19 protein-coding genes are annotated in these 24,529 nt (G+C 64.5%); 13 read left to right on the top strand and 6 right to left on the bottom strand.

Going from position 1 to position 24,529, the window contains the following annotated elements:
• Positions 1 to 14: 14 nt before the first annotated feature.
• Complete coding sequence (locus CAG18_RS20705) at positions 15 to 1,352, top strand: MATE family efflux transporter (protein ID WP_085721441.1); 1,338 nt, start codon at positions 15 to 17, stop codon at positions 1,350 to 1,352.
• A gap of 93 nt (positions 1,353 to 1,445) precedes the next feature.
• Here the strand turns inward: CAG18_RS20705 and CAG18_RS20700 are convergent, their stop codons facing one another.
• The 5 genes from CAG18_RS20700 to CAG18_RS20680 form a co-directional block, all read right to left on the bottom strand.
• The gene (locus tag CAG18_RS20700; protein ID WP_085721440.1) at positions 1,446 to 1,901 is read right to left on the bottom strand and encodes a transposase; all 456 of its coding nucleotides are present in this window, start codon (positions 1,899 to 1,901) and stop codon (positions 1,446 to 1,448) included.
• 151 nt (positions 1,902 to 2,052) lie between these two features.
• The gene (gene speA, locus CAG18_RS20695; RefSeq protein WP_025337567.1) at positions 2,053 to 3,966 is read right to left on the bottom strand and encodes an arginine decarboxylase; all 1,914 of its coding nucleotides are present in this window, start codon (positions 3,964 to 3,966) and stop codon (positions 2,053 to 2,055) included.
• A gap of 151 nt (positions 3,967 to 4,117) precedes the next feature.
• Positions 4,118 to 4,489, bottom strand: a complete 372-nt coding sequence (locus CAG18_RS20690) for a translation initiation factor Sui1 (RefSeq protein ID WP_085721439.1) — start codon at positions 4,487 to 4,489, stop codon at positions 4,118 to 4,120.
• Between the two features lie 319 nt (positions 4,490 to 4,808).
• Positions 4,809 to 5,345: an NUDIX hydrolase gene (locus CAG18_RS20685; RefSeq protein WP_085721438.1), complete on the bottom strand. Its 537-nt coding sequence runs from the start codon at positions 5,343 to 5,345 to the stop codon at positions 4,809 to 4,811.
• 2 nt (positions 5,346 to 5,347) lie between these two features.
• Complete coding sequence (locus CAG18_RS20680) at positions 5,348 to 6,415, bottom strand: DUF2333 family protein (protein ID WP_013970713.1); 1,068 nt, start codon at positions 6,413 to 6,415, stop codon at positions 5,348 to 5,350.
• A 248-nt stretch (positions 6,416 to 6,663) separates the two neighbouring features.
• On the opposite strand from CAG18_RS20680, the gene CAG18_RS20675 reads away from it, so the two are divergent.
• The 6 genes from CAG18_RS20675 (at position 6,664) to accC (ending at position 14,773) form a co-directional block, all read left to right on the top strand.
• Positions 6,664 to 8,022, top strand: a complete 1,359-nt coding sequence (locus CAG18_RS20675) for a diguanylate cyclase (RefSeq protein ID WP_015268816.1) — start codon at positions 6,664 to 6,666, stop codon at positions 8,020 to 8,022.
• 228 nt (positions 8,023 to 8,250) lie between these two features.
• On the top strand, positions 8,251 to 10,212 hold the full coding sequence (locus CAG18_RS20670; RefSeq protein WP_085721437.1) for a methyl-accepting chemotaxis protein: 1,962 nt from the start codon (positions 8,251 to 8,253) through the stop codon (positions 10,210 to 10,212).
• 219 nt (positions 10,213 to 10,431) lie between these two features.
• Complete coding sequence (locus tag CAG18_RS20665) at positions 10,432 to 12,204, top strand: protein-disulfide reductase DsbD (protein ID WP_085721453.1); 1,773 nt, start codon at positions 10,432 to 10,434, stop codon at positions 12,202 to 12,204.
• A 179-nt stretch (positions 12,205 to 12,383) separates the two neighbouring features.
• A complete protein-coding gene (aroQ, locus tag CAG18_RS20660; protein ID WP_003255330.1) occupies positions 12,384 to 12,839 on the top strand; it encodes a type II 3-dehydroquinate dehydratase in 456 nt (151 codons plus the stop codon).
• Between the two features lie 99 nt (positions 12,840 to 12,938).
• Complete coding sequence (gene accB, locus CAG18_RS20655) at positions 12,939 to 13,400, top strand: acetyl-CoA carboxylase biotin carboxyl carrier protein (protein WP_015268813.1); 462 nt, start codon at positions 12,939 to 12,941, stop codon at positions 13,398 to 13,400.
• A 17-nt stretch (positions 13,401 to 13,417) separates the two neighbouring features.
• Positions 13,418 to 14,773: an acetyl-CoA carboxylase biotin carboxylase subunit gene (gene accC / locus CAG18_RS20650; protein WP_003257054.1), complete on the top strand. Its 1,356-nt coding sequence runs from the start codon at positions 13,418 to 13,420 to the stop codon at positions 14,771 to 14,773.
• Between the two features lie 180 nt (positions 14,774 to 14,953).
• Here the strand turns inward: accC and CAG18_RS20645 are convergent, their stop codons facing one another.
• Positions 14,954 to 16,807: a sigma-54-dependent Fis family transcriptional regulator gene (locus tag CAG18_RS20645; protein WP_085721436.1), complete on the bottom strand. Its 1,854-nt coding sequence runs from the start codon at positions 16,805 to 16,807 to the stop codon at positions 14,954 to 14,956.
• 282 nt (positions 16,808 to 17,089) lie between these two features.
• On the opposite strand from CAG18_RS20645, the gene CAG18_RS20640 reads away from it, so the two are divergent.
• From CAG18_RS20640 to CAG18_RS20610, 6 genes are all read left to right on the top strand, one after another.
• Positions 17,090 to 18,145, top strand: a complete 1,056-nt coding sequence (locus tag CAG18_RS20640) for an ATP-NAD kinase family protein (RefSeq protein ID WP_085721435.1) — start codon at positions 17,090 to 17,092, stop codon at positions 18,143 to 18,145.
• 22 nt (positions 18,146 to 18,167) lie between these two features.
• A complete protein-coding gene (locus CAG18_RS20635) occupies positions 18,168 to 19,145 on the top strand; it encodes a thiamine pyrophosphate-dependent dehydrogenase E1 component subunit alpha (protein ID WP_015268810.1) in 978 nt (325 codons plus the stop codon).
• A 33-nt stretch (positions 19,146 to 19,178) separates the two neighbouring features.
• Positions 19,179 to 20,201 (top strand): alpha-ketoacid dehydrogenase subunit beta, encoded by a 1,023-nt coding sequence (locus CAG18_RS20630; protein WP_085721434.1) that lies wholly within the window; start codon positions 19,179 to 19,181, stop codon positions 20,199 to 20,201.
• Complete coding sequence (locus CAG18_RS20625; RefSeq protein WP_039614647.1) at positions 20,198 to 21,304, top strand: acetoin dehydrogenase dihydrolipoyllysine-residue acetyltransferase subunit; 1,107 nt, start codon at positions 20,198 to 20,200, stop codon at positions 21,302 to 21,304. Before CAG18_RS20630 ends, CAG18_RS20625 begins: the two co-directional genes overlap by 4 nt.
• A 52-nt stretch (positions 21,305 to 21,356) precedes the next feature.
• The gene (locus CAG18_RS20620; RefSeq protein ID WP_223998105.1) at positions 21,357 to 22,421 is read left to right on the top strand and encodes a 2,3-butanediol dehydrogenase; all 1,065 of its coding nucleotides are present in this window, start codon (positions 21,357 to 21,359) and stop codon (positions 22,419 to 22,421) included.
• Between the two features lie 348 nt (positions 22,422 to 22,769).
• Positions 22,770 to 24,503, top strand: a complete 1,734-nt coding sequence (locus CAG18_RS20610) for a C13 family peptidase (RefSeq protein WP_043936054.1) — start codon at positions 22,770 to 22,772, stop codon at positions 24,501 to 24,503.
• Positions 24,504 to 24,529: the final 26 nt, after the last annotated feature.

The following is a 24,529-nucleotide window of genomic DNA, read 5'->3' as shown; positions in this document are numbered from 1 at the left end:
CCCCAGGACGCCCGATGACCTCACTGACCACCGACTGGCAGCACCGCCCCACCCACCACAAGGTCTGGGCCCTGGCCGCGCCGATGATCCTGTCCAACATCTCCGTGCCGCTGGTAGCCCTGGTCGACAGCACGGTCATCGGCCACCTCCCCCACGCCCACCAGTTGGGTGCCGTAGCCGTGGGCGCCACGCTGTTCACCTTCATGGTCGGCCTGATGGGCTTCCTGCGCATGGGCTCCACCGGCTTCGCCGCCCAGGCCGCCGGCCGAGGCGACGGGGCAGCGTTGCGCCAGGTACTGGTACAAGGGCTGTTGCTGGCGGTCGGCTTCGCCCTGCTGATCGGCCTGCTGGCCCTGCCCTTCAGCCAGCTGGCGCTGCACGCGATGCAACCCAGCGCGGCCCTGCAGCAAGCCACCGAAGACTTCTTCCATACCCGCTTGCTTGGCCTGCCCGCGGCACTGGCCAGCTACGCCCTGGTCGGCTGGTTCCTCGGCACCCAGAACGCCAGGGCACCACTGGCCATCCTGCTGACCACCAACCTGCTGAACATCGCCTTGAACCTGTGGTTCGTGCTTGGCCTGGGCTGGGGCGTACTAGGTTCGGCGCGGGCGTCGGTGATTGCAGAATGGAGCGCCGCCCTGCTCGGCCTGGCCCTGACCCGCCCGGCCCTGCGCGCCTACCCGGGGCAGATCGTGTGGGCGGCGCTCAAGCGCTGGCAGGCCTGGCGACCGCTGCTGGCGGTGAACCGCGACATCTTCCTGCGCAGCCTGGCGCTGCAACTGGTGTTCCTGCTGATCACCGTGCAAGGCGCTCGTCTGGGCGAAGCCACCGTGGCGGCCAATGCCCTGCTGCTCAACGGCCTGCTGCTGACTGCCTATGCGCTTGACGGGTTGGCGCACGCGGTAGAGGCCTTGTGCGGCCATGCCATTGGCGCCCGCGACCGCGACACATTGCGCCGCTCGCTGGTGGTGGCCTGTGGCTGGTCGCTGATCACCAGCCTGGGGTTTGCCGGGTTGTTCCTGCTGGGCGGGCACCTGTTCATCGATTTGCAGACCGACATCGAGAGTGTGCGGGCAGCGGCTTATCCGTACCTGCCGTACCTGGCATTGCTGCCGTTGATTGCGGTGTGGAGTTATTTGCTGGATGGCTTGTTCATAGGCGCGACCCGGGCGCGGGAGATGCGTAATGCGATGTTGGTTTCGGTGGTGATTGCGCTGCCCTTGGGGGGGCTCATGAGTGGGTTTGGCAACCATGGGTTGTGGTTGGCGTTTCTCGGGTTCATGGGGTTGCGGGCAGTGACGTTGGGGTGGGTGGGATGGCGGTTGCAGGAAAAAGGGCTTTGGGTTCAGTAATGCCGGGGCCGCTCCCACATTGATCGGCGTACGCAGGACTTTGTGGGAGCGGCCTTGTGTCGCGAAATGAGGGCGAAGCCCTCACCTGCGGATTCACAGCCACACACAATCCCAATGTGGATAATCACCAGCCCGCCGCACCAGACCAGCCCGAATGGGATTGGCGATGATGTAGCGCGCCACTGCCCTCACGTCCTCCTCGCGGCGCAAAGCCCGATCATGAAAGCTGGTCTGCCAGATATGCCGCCTTTCAGCCCCAACCTTGTACAGCGCACAACTGCTTCTGGACTTGAACTCGCACATCAGCCTACCCAGGCTCGACGGCCCAAGCTCGACAAGCCAGTGAAGATGATCCGGCATCAAGACCCACGCCAGAGATCGACACGCCTTGCGCTCTTCGCTGAGCCGCAATTGCTGGATAACTGTTCTGGCGAACAAGAAGTCTTTGAACAACGGTGTTCGGTTGCGGGTGGTCGTGGTGAGCAGGTAGAGACGCCCTGGATCGGACACTCGGCCACTACGTAAACGATGGGAGCCGGGACTTTCCATGTCATCCTCCTCTGAACATTGCATTCAAAGGTAGCGGCGCTGATGCGATAGGCGAGGACTGGACCATTACCAGGTATGACGCGGTGAGGGCTTCGCCCTCATATCGCGACGCAAGGCCGCTCCCACAAAAAAAGCGGGAGCGGCCTGGCAATTACGACGACAGGTACGAAGACCGAGTCAGACCAAGGCGCAAAGCATCCAGGAACTGAGTCCGCTCCCGCGCAGTGATCTTGGCGCTGGCCACCTTGTCACGGTAATGCGTCATCAACTCCTCCGGCGACAGGTGCACATAGCGCAGCATGTCTTCGATGGTGTCGTGGGTCTCGATACCGGCGTGGTACACGCTACCGTCGGCGTTCTGGTAGATGTTCACCGAGTCGGTGTCACCGAACAGGTTGTGCATGTCACCGAGGATTTCCTGGTAGGCACCGACCAGGAACACACCCAGCAAGTAGTCCTCGCCCTCCTTCACCGCATGCACCGGCATGCTGGTCTCGATGCTCTGCTCGTCGACGTACTGGTTGATCTTGCCGTCGGAGTCGCAGGTCAGGTCCTGCAGCACGGCACGACGCATCGGCTCTTCGTCCAGGCGGTGCAGCGGGATGATCGGCAATACCTGGCCGATGGCCCAGGTGTCCGGCAGGCTCTGGAACACCGAGAAGTTGCAGATGTACTTGTCGGCCAGCTTGTCGTTCAGCTCGTCCAGCACCTGGCGGTGCGAGCGCTGGCGGGCTTTCAGCGAGTTGTGCAGGCGGCGGCACACGGCAAAGTAGCACTGCTCGGCCAGGGCCTTCTCGGCCAGGCTGATCTTGCCATCGGCATACTGCGCAGCCACGTCACCCATGTAGTGGGTGGCGCGCCAGTAGGTCTCGGTCACCATCTCGATATCGGTCGGGCCGAGCAGGTCGACCAGCCACTGCACGGTCTCGGGCAGGGCTTCCTTGTTCTCGATGGTCGGCACGTCGTCGTTGTGCTTCTCGACGTCGGTCACCTGGATCACCAGCATGGCGTGGTGGGCGGTCAGCGAACGGCCGCTCTCGGAGAAGATGTGCGGGTGCGGCAGGCCCTGCGCGTCGCAGAATTCCTTGAGCATGCCCACCACCACGCCGGCGTAGTCGTCCATGTCGTAGTTGATCGAGCTGGCATTGCGCGAATGGGTACCGTCGTAGTCCACGCCCAGACCACCGCCAACGTCGATATGGTCGACCGGCAGGCCCAGCGCACGCAGCTCACCGTAGTAACGGATGGCTTCCTTGAAGCCGTGTTGGTAGTCCGCCAGGTTGGCGATCTGCGAGCCCATGTGGAAGTGAAGCAGGCGGATACCTTGGTCCAGGCCGGCATCGCGGAAGCGCTGTACCACCGAAATCAGCTGGGCGGCGGACAAGCCGAACTTGGACTTCTCGCCACCGGTGTCGGCCCACTTGCTCGAGGCCAGCGACGACAGGCGCACGCGCAGGCCGACTTGCGGCTTGACCTTGAGCTCGGCGGCCTCGTCGATCACCAGGGCCACTTCCGACTCTTTCTCGATGACGATGAACACGTTGTGGCCGAGCTTCTGGCCCATCAGCGCCAGGCGGATGAACTCGCGGTCCTTGTAGCCGTTGCAGACGATGGTGCCACCCTTCGGCGCCAGCGCCAGCACTGCCAGCAGCTCAGGCTTGGAGCCGGCTTCCAGGCCAATGGAGACGTTCTGCGTGGCGATGATGTTTTCCACCACCGCTTCCTGCTGGTTGACCTTGATCGGGTACAGCGCGGTGTACTTGCTCTGGTATTCCAGGCGCGCGATGTTGGCATCGAAGGCGCCGGTCAGCTGGCGCACGCGGTCCTGCAGAATGTCGGGGAAGCGCACCAGCAATGGCAGCGACAGGCCGCTCTGGCGCAGTTCGTCGACCTGTTCGAACAGGTCGATCGGTGCGCTTTTGGGGCCGTTGGGGCGTACTTCGACGCGCCCGGCTTCATTGATGGCGAAATAACCAGCGCCCCAATGGCGGATGCCATAAACACTGCGGCTGTCGGCCACGGTCCATTGGCTACCATCGTCTTTGCGTGTGCGTCGTACGGACATTCAAGTCCCCTATAGATAAGTCGAAGACACTGCCCCGCAAGGAGGCGGGCGCAGTGTAAAAGCCAAAAATGACGATTCGTCCGTGCCCTGGATAGACCCTGGTCACGGCAACGAGTTTAGAAAGCACTGGGCAAAAAATCGCGTGGCCGCATCAGCCGCCGGAATTTTTCGCCTTGAAGCCCTGCTTGGTCAGCTCACCGATCAGCAGTTCGACATGGTCGCCCTGGATTTCGATGACCCCATCCTTCAGGGCGCCACCGGTACCACAGCGGCGCTTGAGGGTAGAGGCCAGCTCCTTGAGCTGATCGAGCGGCAGCGGCACGCCGGTGACGGTGGTCACGGTCTTGCCGCCGCGGCCCTTGCTTTCGCGGCGCACACGGGCAATGCCATCGCCTTCGGGGATGACCTGCTGCTTGCAGGTACAGGCATCCACCGGCTGGCTACAGTCGGGGCAGTGCCGACCGGTGTCGGTGGAGTAAACGAGACCGCCAAGGGCGGCGAAGGAAGAAGCTTTCTTGGCCACTTTTGTTCCTCTGTGCTGAGGACAAAAACTGGTCGGCCCCAGGGGGTTGAGCCCGACCGCGAAGCCCCACTCTGGCAGGGGCGGCGCTACCACCGCAAGACCTGCGGCAGCCCGAAAAGGGCGCGCAGTGTAACGATAAATCCAGCTGTTGCTAAGTACTGGAATGCGGCATTTTGCGAATGTTTTGCGACTCCTTTCGACACTGGGGCTGCTTTGCAGCCCGATCGCGACACAAGGCCGCTCCTACAAAGCCCTGCGTACCCCGATCAATGTAGGAGCGGCCTTGTGTCGCGAAAGGACCGCAAAGCGGTCCACGGCGTCATCCCAGGCTGGCTTTATAGCGCTGCAACGCCGCCAACGAGTCCGGGCAATACGGCTTGGTCAGACTTTCTTGCTCAGCCTGCTCCAGGCCAATGAACCGCGCCTCGATCACCTCTTCCGGCTGTAACCGCAACGGCGCATCCGACACCGCCGAATACACCGCACACCACAAGTGGTTATCCGGCTGGTCAAAGTAGAACCGCTCATGAAAACGCAGCTCCACACCGTCGATCCCCAGCTCCTCGGCCAGCTCCCGCGCCGCCGAATCGGCATACGCCTCCCCGGCCGTCACCATGCCGCCTGCCGCCACATCCCAGTAACCCGGGTACAGCGCCTTGCTCAGGGTACGCCGGTGCACGCACAGTTCACCGACACTGTTGAACAGCAGAATGAACGTGCAACGCCCTATCAGGCCGCGCTCGCGCAGTTCGGCCCGGGGCAAGGCACCCAGCACCCGGTCGGCTTCATCCACCCAGGTGACCAGTTCTCGGTCGGAAGCCGCCCGGTGGGCGGCCTCGTTCGGGCTGATCGCCATCATCAACCCTGCGACAGCAGCTGACGCAGGTCGATGACCGCCGCGTTGGCCCGGGAAATGTAGTTGGCCATGACCAGTGAGTGGTTGGCCCACATGCCGAAGCCGCTGCCGTTGAGCACCATCGGGCTCCACAGGGCTTCCTGCGAGGCTTCCAGCTCACGGATGATCTGGCGCACGCTGACCGTGGCGTTCTTCTTCGCCAGCACGTCGGCAAAGTCCACCTCGATGGCGCGCAGCAGGTGCGACAGCGCCCAGGCCTGGCCACGGGCTTCGTAGAACACGTTGTCGATCTGCAGCCATGGGGTTTCCACCAGCTCCTCGTCCACCTGCGGCGCCTGGCCGGCGACCAGCGACTCGGTCTTCAGCGTGGTGTTGAGCTTGACCCGGCCAACGCTGGCCGACAGGCGCTGCGACAGCGAGCCCAGGCGGGTGGCCACGTCACCCAGCCAGTTGTTCAGGTTGTCGGCACGGGTATAGAAGATTGCGCCCTTGTCGCCGGCAGCCAGACGGGTCTGGTAGCGGGTCAGCGACTTGATGCCCTCTTCGAACTCCGACTCGCTCGACGGCAGGATCCAGCTCTTGTTGTCGAAGTTGAAACGCGGCTCGGCCTTGGCCAGGTCGGCGTCTTCGGTCGACTGCGACTGCGAACGGGCGAAGTCCTTGCGCAAGGCACGGGACAGGTCGCGCACCTGGACCAGCACGCCATATTCCCAGCTCGGCATGTTGTCCATCCACAGCCCTGGCGGGAAGCGGTCGTTGGAAATGTAGCCACCAGGCTTGTTCAGCAAGGTGCCGGCCACGGTCTTGAGGGTTTCGATAGTGGTGTAGCCCACCACCATCTGCTGGCCGGTACGCTCGGCTGCGGCCTGGGCGTTCTGCTGCACCGGGAACAGCTCCGGCTCCTGGCTCCAGTACCAGCCCAGGCCGATGCACACCAGCAGGTACAACCCGATCAGGGTCCCCAGGGCACGGCTCCAGAGGCCGCCAAGATAGCTACGGGCGGCGGCGCCACGGCCGTCGACACGCTCGCGGGGCTCGGCTTTGGCCTCGCGGTTTTTCCAGTCCAGCATGGCTTTGTCCTTAATCAGTCACGACGGTTCAGGGGCTTGGACCACAGGCCTACGCCAGGGTGCCACGGCAAGCCCGCGTGGCAGCACTATAAAGCAGACACCGCCTTACGCATAAGCGACCAATCGGTCAGCAACTGAATATTCGTTCTGGCCGCTTTGTTGACACAGGGCACTCACGCACCTGAAAAGAACTGCTAGCATAGAGCCATCATTGCCCCTGCACACCCCAACCTACAAGTAGCCAGGACATGAGCCAAGCAGCCGAGCCGAGCCCGCTGTGCCCCGCCCAACAGCTGACGCGTAGCGGCCTGCGCAAGGACGACCCGCTCGATCAGGTGCTGCTGCCGCCCCTGCGCAAGCCGGTGTACATCCTGCTGCAGGACCACGAGCGCGCCCAGCGCCTAGCCCAGCAACTGGAATTCTTTGGCCTGGTGGTGCAGGCGCTTGCCAGCGCCGCGGCGTTTCAGGCCTCGATCAGCGAATACCCGCCCTCGGCCATCATCATGGATGTCGACTTCAACGGTGCCGGCCAAGGCCTGCTGTTGGCTGCCCAGATGCAGCAGGGGCTGGCCCGACATATACCACTGCTGTTCTTCAGCCATCACGAAACCGACACCCCGACCCGCCTGGCCGCCGTGCGCGCCGGTGGCCAGGACTTCCTCACCGGCACCCTGGAAGCCTCCAGCCTGTTGGAAAAGGTCGAACTGCTGACCAATGCAACCCAGCACGACCCGTTGCGCGTACTGGTCATCGACGACTCACGCACCCAGGCGCTGTACACCGAGCGCGTGCTGGCCAGCGCCGGCATGATCACCCGCAGCCTGACCGACCCGATCCGCACCATGGCCGAGCTGGCTGACTTCCAACCCGACCTGATCATCCTCGACCTGTACATGCCGGCCTGCACCGGCCCCGAACTGGCCAAGGTGATCCGCCACAGCGACCGTTATGTGAGTGTGCCGATCATCTATCTGTCTGCCGAGGACGACCTGGACAAGCAGCTGGATGCCATGAGCGAAGGCGGTGATGACTTCCTGACCAAGCCGTTTCGCTCACGCCACCTGATCACCACCGTGCGCAACCGCGCCGCCCGCGCCCGGCACCTGAAGGCGCGCATGGTGCGCGACAGCCTGACCGGGTTGTACAACCACACCCACATCCTGCAATTGCTGGAAGACTGCAGCTTCCGCGCCCGTCGCGAGCAGCTGCCGTTGTGCTTTGCCATGCTCGACATCGACCACTTCAAGAAGATCAACGACCGCCACGGTCACCCCATGGGCGACCGGGTGATCAAGAGCCTGGCGCTGTTTCTCAAGCAGCGCTTGCGCAAGACCGATTTCATTGGCCGTTACGGCGGTGAAGAGTTCGCCATTGTCATGCCCAATACCGCACTGGACGCGGCGCACAAGGTTCTGGACGAAATCCGCAGGCGCTTTGCCGAGATCCTCTACCCGGCGCAGCCACGGGACTTGCAGTGCACCTTCAGTGCAGGGGTGGTGCAGTTGGATGAGGGGCTGGATGCGCTGACCATGGCCAGTGCGGCGGACGAGGCGCTGTATCGGGCCAAGCATGCCGGGCGTAATTGTGTAGTCCGTGTGGAGCCTTGAGTTTCTTATAGCCTGCACTGGCCTCTTCGCAGCACAAGGCTGCTCCTACAGGTATCGCACGCGCTGTAGGAGCAGCCTTGTGCTGCGAAGAGGCCAGTGCAGGCGGCCACCAATAGAGGCACTGTGCCACTTTTTTATGGCGCCAACCCCCTGTCGTCATCACCCCGTCACAAAATCGCAATAACTTCAGCCACCGACCTCTCCCTCCCCCGCAGGAAGCTCGCGGCTATGCGCCTGAAGTGGCTGACCAATTTCAACACCCTGTTGCTGGTAACCGTGTGTATCGCCCTGGGCGCCACCTTGTGGTGGTCGCAACGGGCCCTGGAGCGCCCCTACCAACTGATGGAGCGCTACCTGGGCCTGTCCCAGCAGTTCCAGAACCAGGCGGCCCGCAACATCCAGGCGTACCTGGGCAGCGGCGATGCCCTGCGCCATGCCGCGGCGATGGAGGCCAACCAGCAGTTGCAGGCCGCGCTGGCCGAGTGGCCCAGCGAACTGGCCGACAAACTGCGCCCCAGCCTGGACAGCCTGCAGGCCTTTACCGCCGAGGAGCTGCTGGCCGCCGGCAAGCTGGCCGGCGACCCGCAAGCCCTGCTGCTGCAGGCCGAGCGGGAACTGGGTGCCAACTTCGAACAGCTGGCCGGCTACGCCCGCGACAGCGGCAACGCCGACGCAAACCGCTACCTGGTGCCACTGCTCGACGCCACCGTGCACCTCGGTCGCCTGTCGCTGGCCCGGGACAAGCTGGTCAGCAGCGGCCGCCCGGAGCTGGCCGACGAAGTGGAGCGCGAGCTGCAGCTGATCCGTGCCCAGGCCCAGGCGATCGATGCCTTGCCCTTGTTCGGCGTAACCCATACCGCCGAATCCGGTGCCGACGACTTCGCCGCGATGATGGGCCTGGAAACCCAGGCCAGCGCCCAGCAGGAAGACATTGCCGTCGGCCTCAAGCGCGAACTGCAGAGCCTGCTCGGCCGCTACCCGGCCGAGCTGCAGCGCACCCGCGAACAGATCGAGCGCCGCGTCGCCCTGGCCGCCAGCACCGGCCAGCGCCTGGAGGCCGTGCAACAGGCCATTGCGGCGCTGGAGCCCGAGGTACGCGCCCAGCACGCGAAAATTGCCGCTGAAGTGCGAATCATCCAGGGCCTTATGATCGGCCTGATCCTACTTATCGCCCTGCTGATCGACACCTTGCAACGCCGCCTGGCGCGCACCCTGACCGGCCTGGCCCCTGCCCTGTCGCGCTGGGCCGAGGGTGATTTCGCCGAGGCCATCGCCCTGGGGAGGACCAACCGCGAACTGCGCGACATCCAGGAATCGCTCAACCGCCTGCGCCAGTATCTGGTAGAGCTGGTCGGCACCATCCGCCACAACGCCGAGCAGGTTGCTGGCAGCAGCCACGCCCTGGCCGGCATGAGCGCCGCCCTGCATGACGGCGCCGAACGCCAGGCCGGCGATACAGGGCAGATCCGCGATGCCCTGGGTGAACTGGAAGCGACCATCCAGCAAGTGGCCGGCGACGCCAGCGCCGCAGCTGACGCCAGCCGCGATGCCGGGCGTGCAGTGGAGCAGGGCCAGGCGGTGATCGGCCAGAGCCTGTCGGGCTTGCGTGAGTTGGTCGACGAGGTGCAGGGCAACGCCCGCATGATCGAGCAACTGGCGGAGGAGTCGGCCACCATCGGCGGCGTCCTGACGGTGATCCGCTCGATTGCCGAGCAGACCAACCTGCTGGCGCTGAATGCCGCGATCGAAGCGGCCCGCGCCGGTGAGATGGGCCGTGGTTTTGCCGTGGTGGCCGATGAGGTGCGTTCGCTGGCACAGCGCACCACCGGGGCGACCGGCGAGATTCAGGCACTGATCGACCGCTTGCAGCAGGCAGCCAGAAGTTCGGTGGCCGGAATGCGTGCGCAGCTTGAGCATGCCGAGGCCACGGCCAACCAGGCCCAGGCGGCGGACGGGGCGCTGGACGAGATCGTCTGTGCCATTCGCACCATTTCGGACACTGCGGTGCGGATTGCCGATGTCACGGCGCAGCAGAGTGGTGCCGTGAGTGAGATTCGCGACCACAGCGAGCGGATTCATGAGCTGGGTGAGGACAACCTGCAGCGCATTGGCGAGGGGCGCGAGCAAGGCGAGCAGTTGCTGAGCCTGGGTGGTGAACTGAACCGGGCGGTGCGGGCCTTCAGAGTCTAGGTTGGCCTGTGCTGGCCTCTTCGCGGGTAAACCCGCCCCCACAGAGATAGCGCATGGCTTGAGGTTTATGCGGTCGAGGTGGGAGCGGGTTTACCCGCGAAGAGGCCGGCACAGGCAGCACATGAGCCAGCGGCCATGTGTCGCCCCCGCCACCAGCATGGCCCCAACCCGCACCAACTCCGCTATCATGCCCAGCACGTTCCACCTCGCGAGTCCGCCATGCGCCGCCTGTTTTTCCTGCTGTTCCTGCTGCTGGCCAGCCCTGCCTTCGCCACGGGCCTGCTCGACAACCGCCCCAGCGCCACCCTCGGCGCAGCTTCGCTGGCCAACAACGCCGACTTCCTGCCGGTACACGAAGCGTTCAAGCTCAGCCTGGTCCAGGCCGATGCGCAAACCATCAAGCTGCGCTTCGTCGCAACCGACGGCTACTACCTCTATCGCCACCGTTTCCAGTTCCGCACCGAACCGGCCGACATTGCCCTGGGCACACCAAGCATCCCCAAGGGCGAGGCCAAGCACGATGAGTTCTTCGGCGATGTCGAGGTGTACCACGGCGTGCTCGATATCGAGCTCCCGCGCAATGACCCGCGCGCCTTCACCCTGCTGGTGGGCTACCAGGGCTGCGCCGACAAAGGCCTGTGCTACCCGCCAGAAACCGCACGCCTGAACATCGATGGCGAAGGCGGCAAAAGCACCCCGGCCGGCGGTGAACACGCCTGGACCTGGAAGTCGCTGCTGCTGTTCTTCCTCGCTGGGGTCGGCCTGACGTTCACCCCCTGCGTGCTGCCGATGCTGCCGATCCTTTCCGGCGTGGTGCTGCGCGGCCAGGCTGGCGGCCTGCGCGGTTTGGCGTTGTCGCTGGCCTATGTGCTGCCGATGGCGGCCAGCTTCGCGGTACTCGGTGCGTTGATGGGGTTGTTCGGCGCCGGCCTGAACCTGCAGGCGCGCCTGCAGTCGGCCTGGGTACTGGTGCCCTTCGCGCTGTTTTTCGTGGTATTTGCCCTGGCCATGTTCGGCCTGTTCGAACTGAAACTGCCGCAAGCCCTGAGCAACCGCCTGAACAATGTGGCCAGCCACACCCGGGGCGGCTCGCTGCTGGGCGCGGCAATACTGGGCGTACTCTCCAGCCTGCTGGTTTCGCCCTGTGTGTCGGCGCCGCTGGCCGGTGCGCTGCTGTACATCAGCGCCAGCGGCGATGCCCTGGGCGGCGCACTCAAGCTGTTCGCCCTAGGCCTGGGCATGGGCGCACCATTGCTGCTGGTGGCTACTGGTGGCGCGGCCTGGCTGCCGAAAAGCGGCCCTTGGCTGAACACGGTGAAGAACGCCATCGGCGTCCTGCTGCTGGGCTTGGCCATCGGTTTGCTCAGCCGTGTGCTGCCAGGCCCGCTGACCTTGCTGCTGGTCGGTTTCCTCGCCGCTGGCGTGGCGCTGTTCCTCGGTGCCCTCGAATTTGTCGTCAAGACCGCGCGCCAGCGCCTGGCCCAACTGCTCGGCCTGGCCCTGCTGGTGTACGCCCTGGCCTGCTGGTACGGCGCCCTCAGCGGCCACGGCGACCCACTGCGCCCGCTGCCGCCGGCAACCCTTGTGGCCACCGGCAACGGGCCCGCGGTGCAGGCGGATAGCTGGCAGACGATCACTACCCCCGCCGCACTGGACGCTGCCCTGGCCCAGGCCAAGGCAGCCGGCCAGCCGGTGCTCTTGGACTGGTACGCCGACTGGTGCATCAGTTGCAAGGTGATCGAACGCGAGGTGCTCACCACGCCGCAGGTGCAAGCGCAACTGGCCGGCTTCAAGCTGCTGCGTTTTGACATCACCGAAAGCAATGCCGAACAACGCAGCCTGCTCGATCGCTACCGGCTGTTCGGCCCGCCCGCCCTGCTGTTCTTTGCCGCGAACGGTAGCGAAATAACCGCTGATCGGGTCATTGGCGAGATAAATGCCAGTGAATTTGCGCAAATTCTCACACGCGTGCGCGGTAAAGTCGGTCTATAACTTCCCGCGAGCTGTGAAAAATCCAGAAATCAGTGACCAAATTTAATTATTTGGTCACATACTTCGCGCGAACCTCGGACATCGTGCTGGCTATTGCCGGGAACTGGACACTTGCCGTCGCTTTACGGCACACTCGCCGCGCTGTGTCGAATTGCCCTACAAATCCAAGGAATCCGCAGATGGCAACGCTACTGGTGCTCCACGGCCCCAACCTCAACCTGCTCGGTACCCGCGAGCCTGGCCACTACGGCGCCGTGACCCTGGCCCAGATCAACCAGGACCTGGAGCAACGTGCCCGCGCCGCAGGCCACCATCTGCAGTACCTGCAGAGCAACGCCGAATACGAACTGATCGACCGCATTCACGCCGCACGCAACGAGGGTGTGGACTTCATCCTGATCAATCCGGCTGCTTTCACCCACACAAGCGTCGCATTACGTGACGCATTGCTTGCGGTGAGCATCCCATTCATCGAAGTGCACCTGTCCAACGTGCACAAACGCGAACCGTTCCGCCACCACTCCTACTTTTCCGATGTTGCAGTAGGGGTGATCTGCGGCCTGGGCGCCAGCGGTTATCGCCTGGCCCTGGAATCCGCGCTGGAACAACTGGCTGCCAACGCACAGCCCAAATGATGAAAACCCTGGCCTCAGTGGGCCAGGGTTCGAGAGAAACGTTTCAGATACGTTTTTTGTATTTCGCCCCCTGACCGAACCTTTGGGAGTTGATGATTAATGGATATCCGTAAAGTCAAGAAACTGATCGAGCTGCTGGAAGAGTCTGGCATCGATGAACTGGAGATCAAGGAAGGCGAAGAGTCGGTCCGTATCAGCCGTCACAGCAAGACCCCGGCTGCCCAGCAGTACTTCGCACCGGCTCCGGTAGCCGCCGCTCCTGTTGCTGCCCCGGTCGCCGCTGCCGCTCCGGCCGCTGAAGCCGCTGCCGCCGCCCCGGCCCTGAAAGGCACCGTGATCCGCTCGCCGATGGTAGGTACCTTCTACCGCAAGCCTTCGCCGACCTCGCCGAACTTCGCTGAAGTTGGCCAGACCGTGAAGAAAGGCGACACCCTGTGCATCGTCGAAGCCATGAAGATGATGAACCACATCGAAGCCGATGTTGGCGGTGTCATCGACGCCATCCTGGTAGAAGACGGCCAGCCGGTTGAGTTCGACCAGCCGCTGTTCACCGTCGTTTGAATCGCGGAGAGCCAACGATGTCTGGGAAGCTCGAAAAAGTCCTGATCGCCAACCGCGGGGAAATTGCCCTGCGGATCCTGCGTGCCTGCAAAGAGCTGGGTATCAAGACAGTCGCCGTGCACTCCACCGCCGACCGTGAACTGATGCACCTGGGCCTGGCAGACGAGTCGGTCTGCATCGGCCCTGCATCGTCCAAGGATTCCTACCTGCATATCCCGGCGATCATCGCTGCCGCCGAAGTGACCGGCGCCACCGCTATCCACCCGGGCTACGGCTTCCTGGCGGAAAACGCCGACTTCGCCGAGCAGGTGGAAAAATCCGGTTTCGCCTTCATCGGCCCGAAAGCCGACACCATTCGCCTGATGGGCGACAAGGTTTCGGCCAAGGACGCGATGATCAAGTCGGGCGTACCGACTGTGCCGGGCTCCGATGGCCCGCTGCCGGAAGATGAAGAAGTCGCCCTGGCGATTGCTCGTGACGTCGGCTACCCAGTGATCATCAAGGCCGCCGGTGGCGGTGGTGGTCGCGGCATGCGCGTGGTGCACAAGGAAGAGGACCTGATTTCCTCGGCCAAGCTCACCCGTACCGAAGCCGGTGCAGCCTTCGGTAACCCGATGGTCTACCTGGAGAAGTTCCTGACCAACCCACGCCACGTGGAAGTCCAGGTACTGTCCGACGGCCAGGGCAACGCCATTCACCTGGGCGACCGTGACTGCTCGCTGCAGCGCCGTCACCAGAAGGTACTGGAAGAAGCGCCAGCCCCGGGCATCGACGAGAAAGCCCGTCAGGAAGTGTTCAAGCGCTGCGTCGATGCGTGCATCGAGATCGGCTACCGTGGTGCGGGTACTTTCGAGTTCCTGTACGAGAACGGCCGCTTCTACTTCATCGAGATGAACACCCGCGTGCAGGTTGAGCACCCGGTGTCGGAGATGGTGACCGGTATCGACATCGTCAAGGAGATGCTGAGCATCGCCGCTGGCAACAAGCTGTCGTTCCGCCAGGAAGACGTGGTCATCCGTGGCCATGCGCTGGAATGCCGTATCAACGCCGAAGACCCGAAGAAGTTCATCCCGAGCCCAGGCAAGGTGAAGCACTTCCACGCCCCGGGTGGCAACGGCGTGCGTGTTGATTCGCACCTGTACAGCGGTTACTCGGTTCCGCCGAACTACGACTCGCTGATCGGCAAGCTGATCACCTACGGCAAGGACCGCGACGAAGCCATGGCGCGCATGCGCAATGCCCTGGACGAGATCGTCGTCGACGGCATCAAGACCAACATCCCGCTGCACCGCGACCTGGTGCGTGATGAAGGTTTCTGCAAAGGCGGCGTCAACATTCACTACCTCGAGCACAAACTGGCCAGCCAGGAGTGATCGCGTAGTGTGATGTACCGAAACCCCGGACTTGTTCCGGGGTTTTTTATGGGTCACTGGTTTGGCAGAAGCCCTGTAGGAGCAGCCTTGTGCTGCGAAGAGGGCATTACTTCCCAAACAAATTTGTTGCTCATGCCGGCCCTTTCGCAGCACAAGGCTGCTCCTACAGGTCCGCGTGACTCAGCCCTTCATCCGCGGCATCTCGATGTGATGCTCATGCACCCGCCGGTACAAGGTCGCCCGCGATATCCCCAGAGCCCGCGCCGCATCGGCCGGCTTCCAGCGATGGCGGATCAGCGCATCCAGCAGCAACTGCCGGGCCGGACAGGACATGCTGCTTTCAGCCGACGCGACTACCTCGCCGCGCACCTCCTGCGGCAGGTCCTGCATCTGCACCTGCCCGCCCTCACTCACCGCACAGGCATAGCGCAACACCTGCCGCAGCTGGCGCAAGTTCCCCGGCCAGCGATAGACCAGCAGCGCCTGCAGCGCATCATCCGCCAACATCACCTCGACCCCGCAGGCCTCGGCCTCCTCGACCAGCAACTGGTGAATCAACCCCAAGCGGTCCTCACGCTCGCGCAGCGGCGGCAATTCGAAGCGGGCATTGGCCAGGCGGAAGTAAAGATCCTCGCGAAAACGCCCATCCTCCACCATCGCCGCCAAATCGCGGTGGGTCGCGCAAATCACCTGGATATCCACTCGCTCCCGCCGCGCCGCGCCCAGCGGCGCCACTTCACCCTCCGCCAGCACGCGCAGCAACCGGGTTTGCAGGTTCAGCGGCATGTCACCGATTTCGTCGAGGAACAGCGTGCCGCCATCGGCCTGCTGCAACAGCCCCTGCATACCTTTGCTGGAAGCCCCGGTGAAGGCCCCGGCCACATAGCCGAACAGCTCGCTCTCGATCAGGCTTTCCGGGATGGCCGCGCAGTTCAGGGTGACGAACGGGCCATCGCGACGCAGGCTTTGCTGATGCAGCTGGCGGGCGAACACCTCTTTGCCAGCCCCCGTCTCGCCTTGCACAAGCACCGCCAGATTGCAGTCCTTGACCCGCGTGGCCAGCCGCAGATGCTGCTCGATACGGGCGTCCTGGGCCTGGCGCAACGGCTGCGCACGCTGGCGCTGGCTGGGGGCGCTGACCCGGCCGTACAGCCCACCCAGGCCCGGCAGGCGTTGCGCAGACGATGCGTTCACGCGGCGCAGCTGATCCATGTCGAACAGCTCGCCAATGTGCTCGGGCAAACGCCCCAGATGCTCCACCAGCCGCTGGCGCGCCAGGCTGTTGATCGCCTGCAGACGGCCATCGCCATCCCAGGCCAGCAGGTAGTCGGGCTGGCTTTCCACATAGCCCGGCGTGCCATGGGCACGCATCACCCAATGGCCCTGGGCACTGTGCATGAAGAAGGCATTTTCGATCTCGCGCGCAGTCTGCTCGACCAATTGGCGGATCAGGTGCTGGCTGCGGCGGTCGTCCGGCGACTGCAAGGCCGAGACATCCACCACGCCCAGCAACTCGCCCAGCGGGTCGAAGACCGGTGCCGCCGTACAGGTCAGGCCAATGAACGCAGCGCGGAAGTGGTCGCGCTTGTGCACCGTAACCGGCGCCTTGCTGGTCAACACCGCCGCCACGCCGCAGGTGCCCTCCTCGCCCTCCGACCAGCAGGTGCCCAGGTACAGCCCGGCCTTGCGGCAGTCGTTGCGGATGGCAGACTCGACCCGATAATCGATGGTGCGCCCCAAGGCGTCGGTGAGCAGCACGCAGTAGTCGGCACCGCGCACTCGCTCATGCAGGCGGGCCACGGCATCGCTGGCGATACGCAGGAACAGTTCGGCGCGCTCGCGGCATTCGTTGAGCAGGCTTTGGGACAGAATGCGCGGCCCCTGCTGGGACCCGGGGTCGAGGCGGTACAGCTCCATGGAACGGCGCCATGAATCGAGGATCAGCGGTGGCACCGGCGCCTGCGGCAGGCGGTCGGCATTCTTCAGCACCCTGCTGATGCAGTCGACATGGGCTCGGGAGTTCGCGGCAAGCATTCAGGCCCTCCGGTTCTCGTTGCTGTTTTTATCGTTGTCCGGCCATTAAGCGCTTCCGGGCATGCCCCGACAAGCACTGCGTGATTACCGGCCGGCTTGAGACGCAGCGTCTCAGCGTCTCGGCCATGCCATACCTCGGCTGGCACCCGGCGTCTCGCCAGCCCGGCCATACGTTCCGGCCAGAGCGCAACGAAACCGCTCTGCCTCGGTGATTTCAGCCAACCCAAGGAAAACTGGCACCGCGCTTGCTCCGGCACTGGCAAACAAGAAACGAGGTGCGCCATGCCGCTACCCGCCCCAACTGTCGGCATCATTGCCAACCCTGCCTCTGGCCGCGACCTGCGCCGCCTGACTGCCAATGCCGGGCTCTATTCGAGTACCGACAAGGCATCGGCGATCCAGCGCCTGCTCGCTGCCTTCGGTGCTACCGGCATCGGCCAGGTGCTGCTGCCCAGCGACATGACCGGCATCGCCGCTGCCGTGCTCAAGGCCAGCCAGGGCCCGGTCGCCCAGGACCAGCACTGGCCGGCCATCGAAATCCTCGACCTGCCGCTGACCCAGACCGTTGCCGATACCCGCCTGGCCACCCGCCAAATGGTCGAGCACGGTGTGGCGATGATCGCCGTGCTTGGCGGCGACGGCACCCACAAGGCAGTCGCTGCCGAGGCCGGGGACGTGCCGCTGCTGACCTTGTCCACCGGCACCAACAATGCCTTCCCCGAACTGCGCGAGGCCACCAGCGCCGGCCTGGCCGGCGGCCTGCTTGCCAGCGGCCGGGTACCGCCCAGCATCGGCCTGCGCCGCAACAAGCGCCTGCTGGTGAAGGTGCCCGAACAACAGCTTGCCGAATGGGCACTGGTGGAGGTGGCGGTGTCGCCTCAGCGCTTCATCGGCGCTCGGGCACTGAGCCGCAGCGAAGACCTTTGCGAAGTCTTCGCGTGTTTCGCCGAACCCCATGCCATCGGCCTCTCGGCCCTGTGCGGCCTGTGGTGCCCGGTCTCGCGGCAGGACCCGCACGGTGCCTGGGTACGCCTGAACCCCGGTGCCGAACAAGCGCTGCTCGCACCGCTGGCACCCGGCCTGTTGCAAGGCTGCGGCATCACCGCCAGCGGCGCCCTGACGCCCGGCGTAGCCCATCGCCTGAGCCTGGCCAGCGGCACCCTGGCGCTGGACGGCGAGCGCGAAATCGAATTCGCCGAGCATGACAGCCCCACCATCACCCTCGACCACCAAGGCCCATTGAGCGTGGACGTCGAGGCCGTACTGGCGCACGCCGCCCGCCATCACTTGCTGGCCGTGCCCCGTGGCCATCGGCTGCACCCTGCAAACCCGTGTTGAGACAACCCCGGAGAACAACAAGATGTCCAATCAACTCAGTACCGAACAACTGCTGCATGCCTATGAAGTGATGCGCACCATCCGTGCCTTCGAAGAACGCCTGCACGTCGAGTTCGCCACCGGCGAGATCCCTGGCTTCGTGCACCTGTATGCCGGCGAAGAGGCTTCCGCCGCCGGAGTCATGGCCCACCTGCGCGATAGCGACTGTATCGCCTCGACCCACCGCGGCCACGGCCACTGCATCGCCAAGGGTGTGGACGTGTACGGCATGATGGCCGAAATCTACGGCAAGAAGACCGGCGTGTGCGGCGGCAAGGGCGGTTCGATGCACATCGCCGACCTGGAAAAAGGCATGCTCGGCGCCAACGGCATCGTCGGTGCCGGCGCTCCGCTGGTGGCCGGGGCGGCGCTGGCGGCCAAGATCAAAGGCCGCGACGATGTATCGGTGGCCTTCTTCGGCGATGGCGCTTCCAACGAAGGCGCCGTGTTCGAAGCCATGAACATGGCCTCGATCATGAACCTGCCGTGCATCTTCGTGGCCGAGAACAACGGCTACGCCGAAGCCACCGCCTCGACCTGGTCGGTTGCCTGCGACCATATCGCCGATCGCGCGGCCGGGTTCGGCATGCCCGGTGTCACCATCGACGGTTTCGACTTCTTTGCCGTGTACGAGGCCGCCGGCGCTGCCATCGAACGTGCGCGTTCCGGGCAAGGCCCGTCGCTGATCGAGGTCAAGCTCAGCCGCTACTACGGCCATTTCGAAGGCGATGCACAAACCTACCGCGCCCCGGACGAAGTGAAGAACCTGCGCGAATCCCGCGACTGCCTCATGCAGTTCCGCAACAAGACCACCCGCGCCGGCCTGCTCACGGCTGCGCAACTGGACGCCATCGACGCCCGCGTCGAGGACCTGATCGAAGACGCCGTGCGCCGCGCCAAGTCCGATCCCAAGCCACAGCCCGCCGACCTGCTCACCGACGTCTACGTCGCCTACCCCTGAGCCGCGGATTACAAGAACAACAGGAGAATCACCATGGCAAGAAAGATCAGCTACCAGCAGGCCATCAACGAAGCCCTGGCCCAGGAAATGCGCCGCGACAACACTGTATTCATCATTGGCGAAGACGTTGCCGGCGGCGCCGGTGCCCCCGGCGAGGATGACGCCTGGGGGGGCGTGCTGGGCGTGACCAAGGGCCTTTACCATCAGTTCCCGGGGCGCGTGCTCGACGCACCGCTGTCGGAAATCGGCTACGTCGGCGCTGCCGTCGGTGCTGCCACCCAGGGCCTGCGCCCGGTGTGCGAGCTGATGTTCGTCGACTTCGCCGGCTGCTGCCTGGACCAGATCCTCAACCAGGCCGCCAAGTTCCGCTACATGTTCGGCGGCAAGGCGGTAACCCCGCTGGTGATGCGCACCATGTACGGCGCCGGCCTGCGCGCGGCGGCCCAGCACTCGCAGATGCTCACCTCGCTGTGGACGCACATTCCCGGCCTGAAGGTGGTCTGCCCGTCCTCGCCGTACGATGCCAAGGGCCTGTTGATACAGGCGATCCGCGACAACGACCCGGTGATCTTCTGCGAGCACAAGCTGCTCTACAGCATGCAGGGAGAGGTGCCGGAAGAGGTGTACACCGTACCGTTCGGTGAGGCCAACTTCCTGCGTGATGGCGAGGACGTGACCCTGGTCACCTATGGCCGCATGGTGCATGTGGCGCTGGAGGCCGCCAACAACCTGGCCCGCCAGGGTATCGACTGCGAAGTGCTGGACCTGCGCACCACCAGCCCGCTGGATGAGGACAGCATCCTGGAAAGCGTGGAAAAGACCGGCCGCCTGGTGGTGATCGACGAAGCCAACCCGCGTTGCTCCATGGCCACCGACATCAGCGCGCTGGTGGCACAGAAGGCCTTCGGCGCGCTCAAGGGCCCGATCGAAATGGTCACCGCCCCGCATACTCCTGTGCCGTTCTCCGATGCACTGGAAGACCTGTACATCCCTGACGCGGCGAAGATCGAGGCTGCGGTACGCAAAGTGATCGAAGCCGCAAGGAGTGCCGCATGAGCCAGATCCATACCCTGACCATGCCCAAGTGGGGCCTGTCGATGACCGAGGGCCGGGTGGATACCTGGCTGAAGCAGGAAGGTGACGAAATCAACAAGGGCGACGAGGTGCTGGACGTCGAGACCGACAAGATCAGCAGCAGCGTCGAAGCCCCGTTCAGCGGTGTGTTGCGCCGCCAGGTGGCCAGGCCTGATGAAACCCTGCCGGTCGGTGCCCTGCTGGCGGTGGTGGTGGAAGGCGAAGCCGAAGAAGCCGAAATCGATGCCGTGGTGCAGCGCTTCCAGGCCGAGTTCGTCGCCGAGGGGGGCGCCGACCAGGCCCAAGGGCCGGCGCCACAGAAGGCTGAAGTGGCTGGCCGGCAGTTGCGCTGGTTCGAGCTCGGTGAAGGCGGCACGCCGCTGGTGCTGGTGCACGGTTTTGGTGGCGACCTCAACAACTGGCTGTTCAACCACCCGGCGCTGGCTGCCGAGCGACGGGTAATCGCCCTCGACCTGCCGGGCCATGGCGAGTCGGCCAAGGCCCTGCAACGGGGCGACCTGGATGAGTTGAGCGAAACCGTACTGGCCCTGCTCGACCACCTGGACATCGCCAAGGCCCACCTGGCCGGCCACTCCATGGGCGGCGCGGTCAGCCTGAACGTGGCGCGCCTGGCGCCGCAACGGGTGGCCAGCCTGAGCCTGGTGGCCAGTGCCGGGCTGGGCGAGGAGATCAACGGACAGTACCTGCAAGGCTTCGTCGCTGCCGCCAACCGCAATGCCCTCAAACCGCAGATGGTACAGCTGTTTGCCGACCCCGCACTGGTAACGCGGCAGATGCTGGAGGACATGCTCAAGTTCAAGCGCCTGGAAGGCGTGGACGACGCGTTGCGCCTGTTGGCATCGGCCATCGCTGACGGCGACCGGCAGCGCCACGACCTGCGCGGGGTGCTGGGACAACACCCGGCCCTGGTGGTGTGGGGCGGCAAGGACGCGATCATCCCGGCCAGCCATGCCGAAGGGCTGGAGGCTGAAGTGCTGGTGCTGCCCGAGGCTGGCCATATGGTGCAAATGGAGGCGGCCGAACAGGTCAACCAGCAACTGCTCGCGTTCCTGCGCAAGCACTAAGCCCTTTCCGTGAGCCTGGAGAACAACAATGAACGACCTGAGCCACACCCACATGCGCGCCGCCGTCTGGCATGGCCGCAATGATATTCGCGTCGAACAGGTGCCCCTGCCGGCCGACCCTGCGCCCGGCTGGGTGCAGATCAAGGTGGACTGGTGCGGCATCTGCGGCTCCGACCTGCACGAATACGTCGCTGGCCCGGTATTCATCCCGGTGGAGGCACCGCACCCGCTGACCGGCATCCAGGGCCAGTGCATCCTCGGCCACGAGTTCTGCGGCCAGATCGCCAAGCTGGGTGAAGGCGTGGAAGGTTTTGCCGTCGGTGACCCGGTGGCTGCGGACGCCTGCCAGCATTGCGGCACCTGCTACTACTGCACCCACGGCCTGTACAACATCTGCGAGCGCCTGGCCTTCACCGGCCTGATGAACAACGGCGCCTTTGCCGAACTGGTCAACGTGCCCGCCAACCTGCTGTACCTGCTGCCGCAGGGTTTCCCGGCAGAGGCCGGGGCGCTGATCGAACCGCTGGCGGTGGGCATGCATGCGGTAAAGAAGGCCGGCAGCCTGCTTGGCCAGACGGTGGTGGTAGTTGGAGCCGGCACCATCGGTTTGTGCACCATCATGTGTGCCAAGGCGGCTGGCGCGGCGCAGGTGATCGCCCTGGAAATGTCCTCGGCGCGCAAGGCCAAGGCCAAAGAGGTTGGCGCCAGCGTGGTGCTGGACCCCAGCCAGTGCGACGCCCTGGTGGAAATCCGCAAGCTCACTGCCGGGCTGGGCGCGGATGTGAGTTTTGAATGCATCGGCAACAAGCACACGGCCAAGCTGGCCATCGACACCATCCGCAAGGCGGGCAAGTGCGTGTTGGTGGGGATATTCGAGGAGCCTAGCGAGTTCAACTTCTTCGAACTGGTATCCACCGAAAAGCAGGTGCTGGGAGCGTTGGCGTACAACGGCGAGTTTGCCGATGTGATTGCCTTCATCGCTGACGGCAGGCTGGACATTCGCCCGCTGGTGACCGGGCGGATCGGGCTGGAGCAGATTGTCGAGCTGGGCTTCGAGGAGTTGGTCAACAACAAGGAGGAGAACGTGAAGATCATCGTTTCGCCGGGCGTGCGCTGATTGCACCTCAAAGGCAACACGTAACCTGTGGGAGCGGGCGTGCCCGCGAATCAGGCAACTCGGTGGATGGCACCGGCTTCGCCGGTGTTCGCGGCTAAAGCCGCTCCCACAGGTATTGCGCAAAGCTGAAGGTCACCGCAATACCTGTGGGAGCGGGTTCACCCGCGAAGAAGACCACACGGTACATGGCACCGGCTTCGCCGGTGTTCTCGGGCACGCCCGCTGCCACAGGTTCCGTGCCAGCTTTTCAATGCAGTGCAGGCTCGAGAGCTGCGCCAGCACATGCGTTCGCTGTTTCAGGACCCCATTCTGCGTCATACTCGGCAGACCTATTGCCCGGTTCTCGCCATGCGTTCACTGCTCCCCGTCACCCTGGTCCTGCTGCTCGCCGCCTGCGGCGATGGCGAATCGCTGCTCCCGCCGGACGCGCGCCTCCCTGACGGTGGGCGGTACCGGGGGCAGGTGGTCGATGGCCTGCTGCAAGGCGAGGGCCGGATCGACTACCCCAACGGCAGCTGGTACGCCGGTACCTTCAAGGACGGCCAATGGCACGGTCAGGGCGAATGGCACGGCCGCAACGGCGAGGTGTACCGCGGCCAGTTCGCCGCAGGGCTGTTCCAGGGGCTGGGCGAGCTGACTACCCCGGGTAGCCACTATGCCGGCACCTTCAGCCACGGCCGCCGCGACGGCGAAGGCACCCTCAAGCAAGCCGACCAGACCTACCGCGGCCAGTTCAAGGACGACCTGTACGAAGGCGCCGGCGAGCTGGAACTGGCCGACGGCAGCCGCTACCAGGGCCTGTTCGCCAAGGGCAAGCCCAACGGCGCTGGGGTGCGCAGCGATGCCAGCGGCAACCAGTTCAGCGGCCACTTCATCAATGGCCAGCTGGAAGGCAGCGGCACCTACGACAGCGTTGACGGCGAGCAGTACATCGGCGAGTTCAAGGACAACCGCCTGGAAGGCCGTGGCCGCTACGAAAATGCCGATGGTGATGTGTGGATCGGCGAATTCAAGGACGGCTCGCTGGTTGGCGAAGGCGAACTGCTGGGCAGCGATGGCAGCCACTACAAAGGCACCTTCGCCGACTGGCGCCTGTCGGGCCAGGGCAGCCTGCAACTGGCCGACGGCAGCAAGTACATCGGTGGCTTTCTCAACGATGCCTACCACGGCCAGGGCCGGCTGATCCTGGCCAACGGCAAGGTCGAAAGTGGCACCTGGAGCAACGGCGTGCGCGTACGGGACCAGAACGGCAAGCTGTTGCCCGACCCGCTGGACCTGACGCTGCTCAACCAGGGCCGTTTGCTGGATGAAGCGCTGGCCCGGGTACCGCGCTCGGCGCCACCAGTTCAGCTATACAGCCTGGTGGTGGCCGGCGATGGCCAGCAGAGCGTGTTCATGCGTGAAGCCGACTATGTCAGCAACATGCTCAAGGTGCGCTTTGGCGCCAGTGGCCAGGTGACCCTGGTCAACCACCGCGACCACATGACCACCCGAGCCATGGCCACACGCGAAAACCTGACCCGCGCCGCCCGTACCCTGGCCGAGCGCAGCGGCCCCGAAGACCTGGTGTTCATCTATCTCACCAGTCATGGCAGCCAGGACCATCAGCTGGTACTCGACCAACCGCGCCTGCAGTTGGCCGATCTGTCTGCCGACGAGCTGGCGAGCGCGCTGGCACCGCTGAAGAACCGCGACAAGGTGATTGTCATATCCGCCTGCTATTCAGGGGGCTACATCACGCCGCTCAAAGATGAGCGCACGCTGATCATGACCGCCGCCCGGGCCGACCGCGTGTCTTTCGGTTGCTCGGAAGAAGCCGATTTCACCTATTTCGGCGATGCCCTGTTCGCCGAAGCGCTGAACCAGACCGACGACCTGAAACAGGCGTTTGAACTGGCGCGCGCCAGCGTTGCCGAAAGAGAACAAAGGGAAGGTTTCGAGGCCTCCGAACCGCAGCTGTGGGCGCCGCCGAACGTGCTTGAGCACTGGCAGCACCTGCGCCGGCAACAGGCCGAAGAAGCATTGCGTAACGCCGCACAGGCCAACGTGGGGGAACAGGCGGAAACGCCACGCAGCCACTAAGCTTGTGTGTAACAAGGGAGAGACAT

This window comes from Pseudomonas sp. B22(2017), from assembly GCF_002113105.1.
Lineage (GTDB): Bacteria > Pseudomonadota > Gammaproteobacteria > Pseudomonadales > Pseudomonadaceae > Aquipseudomonas > Aquipseudomonas asiatica.
This window is presented reverse-complemented; position numbering and strand designations above follow the sequence as displayed.

Bases quoted from the DNA above. Each gene is read 5' to 3' on its own strand.
- CAG18_RS20635 (WP_015268810.1), top strand. From the start codon at position 18,168: ATGTCCAATCAACTCAGTACCGAACAACTGCTGCATGCCTATGAAGTG.
- speA (WP_025337567.1), bottom strand. From the start codon at position 3,966: ATGTCCGTACGACGCACACGCAAAGACGATGGTAGCCAATGGACCGTG.
- CAG18_RS20675 (WP_015268816.1), top strand. From the start codon at position 6,664: ATGAGCCAAGCAGCCGAGCCGAGCCCGCTGTGCCCCGCCCAACAGCTG.
- accB (WP_015268813.1), top strand. From the start codon at position 12,939: ATGGATATCCGTAAAGTCAAGAAACTGATCGAGCTGCTGGAAGAGTCT.
- accC (WP_003257054.1), top strand. From the start codon at position 13,418: ATGTCTGGGAAGCTCGAAAAAGTCCTGATCGCCAACCGCGGGGAAATT.
- aroQ (WP_003255330.1), top strand. From the start codon at position 12,384: ATGGCAACGCTACTGGTGCTCCACGGCCCCAACCTCAACCTGCTCGGT.
- CAG18_RS20685 (WP_085721438.1), bottom strand. From the start codon at position 5,345: ATGGCGATCAGCCCGAACGAGGCCGCCCACCGGGCGGCTTCCGACCGA.
- CAG18_RS20645 (WP_085721436.1), bottom strand. From the start codon at position 16,807: ATGCTTGCCGCGAACTCCCGAGCCCATGTCGACTGCATCAGCAGGGTG.
- CAG18_RS20680 (WP_013970713.1), bottom strand. From the start codon at position 6,415: ATGCTGGACTGGAAAAACCGCGAGGCCAAAGCCGAGCCCCGCGAGCGT.
- CAG18_RS20620 (WP_223998105.1), top strand. From the start codon at position 21,357: ATGCGCGCCGCCGTCTGGCATGGCCGCAATGATATTCGCGTCGAACAG.
- CAG18_RS20640 (WP_085721435.1), top strand. From the start codon at position 17,090: ATGCCGCTACCCGCCCCAACTGTCGGCATCATTGCCAACCCTGCCTCT.
- CAG18_RS20670 (WP_085721437.1), top strand. From the start codon at position 8,251: ATGCGCCTGAAGTGGCTGACCAATTTCAACACCCTGTTGCTGGTAACC.
- CAG18_RS20700 (WP_085721440.1), bottom strand. From the start codon at position 1,901: ATGGAAAGTCCCGGCTCCCATCGTTTACGTAGTGGCCGAGTGTCCGAT.
- CAG18_RS20610 (WP_043936054.1), top strand. From the start codon at position 22,770: ATGCGTTCACTGCTCCCCGTCACCCTGGTCCTGCTGCTCGCCGCCTGC.
- CAG18_RS20665 (WP_085721453.1), top strand. From the start codon at position 10,432: ATGCGCCGCCTGTTTTTCCTGCTGTTCCTGCTGCTGGCCAGCCCTGCC.
- CAG18_RS20705 (WP_085721441.1), top strand. From the start codon at position 15: ATGACCTCACTGACCACCGACTGGCAGCACCGCCCCACCCACCACAAG.
- CAG18_RS20625 (WP_039614647.1), top strand. From the start codon at position 20,198: ATGAGCCAGATCCATACCCTGACCATGCCCAAGTGGGGCCTGTCGATG.
- CAG18_RS20630 (WP_085721434.1), top strand. From the start codon at position 19,179: ATGGCAAGAAAGATCAGCTACCAGCAGGCCATCAACGAAGCCCTGGCC.